The organism is Vibrio sp. V10_P2A27P122, from assembly GCF_963874335.1.
Taxonomy (GTDB): Bacteria; Pseudomonadota; Gammaproteobacteria; order Enterobacterales; family Vibrionaceae; genus Vibrio; species Vibrio anguillarum.
Window position 1 is genome coordinate 1 of the sequence record NZ_CAWNHY010000198.1, and the last position, 2,545, is coordinate 2,545.

The following is a 2,545-nucleotide window of genomic DNA, read 5'->3' on the forward strand; positions in this document are numbered from 1 at the left end:
CTTTTTTTATTGCACCATAATCAGTAGCACATTCAATACCAATAACTTCTTTGGCTTTATGGCTATTTACGTAATCAAAAAACCTACTATACTCTCTGTTATTATCATTCCCGGATGATAATTTTAATGTCGTTTTTTGAGCTGCCTCTTCAAAATCTAGCTGCGTAATATCTGAGATTCTACTGTACCTTGCTTGTACAAATTCTTTACCTAGTCGCTTCTCTACTTCAGAAAAGACAAAATCCAAGAAATTAAGTCCTCCTTTGAATGCACTAATCAGAGTATTGGGCTTAAGTGTATTTTTCTTTCTACCGAACTCTTTTGGTGAAGCATAAACAATCAAAAACAAGCACTTCATCTCAGTAATAACTCCCAATGGAATATGCGTATAGGTAGAAAAATCAAGTTGGACTTTTGCTAAGCCAACAGAAGCAGCTCGCTTTGAGGTTTCAACATCATAATCCCACAACATGTCACGAAATACACTTTTGACAGAAACTGGCAATAGGGCGAGTTTCGCTACATACGCGTCGATCCGATCACTTACCACTACGGAGTCAACTTTATTTAAAATCATCAGGTTAGAGAAAACACCTTTCCAATGACTGTCTATTTTTTCCAAATGTTGTAAGTGTTGTTTATCCATTGTTATCGGCCCCAGTTATCTAACATGGTGGTTTCAATAAATAACGAGTCTTCTTTCGCTTGCGTTAAAATATCTTCATCAAACTCTGAGGTTTCAGGATTCAAGATGTCATCCAGTAATGAAAGGTTCTCTAACACAACCACATAGTAGGGCGTATGGACAACTTCGCCACTTTCTAGTGTTGCCAAATAGTCTCTTTGCCTAGCAAACAACTCAGGAAGGTGCTTCTCTGTCAGCATCACATTTTCACAAGATAAACACTTGTTGTATTGAGAGCAGGGCTTTCCCTTCACGTATAAAGATGACTTTTTGATAAAATCAGGTGGATCAAATATGTTTTTGCAACCGCCAAGAGGGGTTTTCATGATAATCTGGCTTTCATCAAATTTTCGATGTTGGTGATAACTAGAATCGGGTTTACCAGAATGAGCGGCATTATTATAAATATCTTCTATTGCTTTTCTTGCTTTTTCTTTTATAACCCTATCGAATTCTAATTTTTCTAGATAATTCATTGTCGTATAAATAGAAGAGTGCCCTAGCAGATATTGGATTTCTCTAAGCGAGACTCCTGCTTCAACTAACTCACTCACAAGAGTAGGCCTGAATCTAGTAGTGGTAAGCACCAAAGGCTCACCATCATCATTTTTTAACTGATATTCCTCAATTAGTTCTGAATACAGGCTAGACATAGAACTTTCATTCATCGCTTTGGGTACTGTTTCAAAATTTATAAAAAGCCGTTGGGATAACTCAGGTGAGACGTATTTTCTCGCTTCACATGTCAAAAGAGCGACCTCATTAAATATGGTTTCAACAAATTGCTTTTGACTCACTGTCAACCATTGTAGATTGGCGTGGAATAGATCAAGATGTAACATCTTTTCACCTGTTGAGCGCTCTTTCCAGTAAGTAAGGCACGGTTTGTTTGTGAGCGGGTGATGCTCTTGGTAGTCATCCATATCAAGGTCTAAAATAGAGTTTAAATTCATACCCAATACTTGTGCCATTTTTAATACATATACGCCAACGGCACGTGTTGTAACTCTCCGATTTTTAACTCCCCAATCATCGTAAAGTTCAGGAAGAGAAAGCCTTCTTGTTGAAATAAAACTAATAAACTTTCCCTGTCCTTCAGTACGCTCTTTTGAATCGTAATAAGTGGGTATGCAGTTACAATCATCTTCAAAAATAATCCTTGCTTGGATTTTTGAATCATTAAGATTAGCACTCTCTCTATCCAATTTTTGATATGGAGCTAACTTCTTCTTAGCTAACGCCATCTCTTCCTTTAGCATTTTACGTAACTGCTTTCTCTCATTTGGCGAGTATGGCTTATATGCTATCGACTCTCTGACAATCTCAAATCCATCGGTGGGATAATAATTGAAGTCAAAATTCCGAACTAATTTAAGTTTATCTAGCGTCATTCTCGCGGATGACAAAATAGTGTTTGCCGATGATGTTGATAGCTCGGCATTACCAACTTTACCACCAAGGTATTCTTTGAACTCTTTTAAAGAGCATGCTCCAATGCACTCATTCAGACCACTGTCTGAGGAGACTCCTTTACTTTCTAAAAAGTCACAGTAATGCTTATATCCGATGTAGTAATTGTCAATTCCTGATTTTGAAGTGGCTTTTAAAGATCCAACTGCAAAGGCATGTTGTACATTCCCGTAGTATCCATTTTCAGGGCTAAAGTCATCAATTGACACCAGTGGTTTATCTCGCAGTTTAAGGAATGCTGATATATTGCTTTCTTCTTTATCTAAAGCTTTTTCTGCACGTATTTCATTACGCTCTTTTACTGATTTGTAATTAGTTTTTTTGAGTTCAGAGATCTCACTTGAGAATTTTTGAAATTCTGCCTGTAATAATGGAAGCATTACTCTCATG

The 2,545-nt window shown here is 37.1% G+C and carries 1 protein-coding gene and 1 pseudogene; both read right to left on the reverse strand.

Annotated features, from left to right (window positions below; translation table 11 throughout):
* Positions 1 to 646: pseudogene (locus AACQ17_RS08505) on the reverse strand (hypothetical protein); the annotation flags it as partial.
* Positions 647 to 648: 2 nt separating this feature from the next.
* Positions 649 to 2,545, reverse strand: a 1,897-nt coding sequence (locus tag AACQ17_RS08510; RefSeq protein WP_094167655.1) for a tyrosine-type recombinase/integrase, incomplete at its 5' end; no start/stop codon positions are given.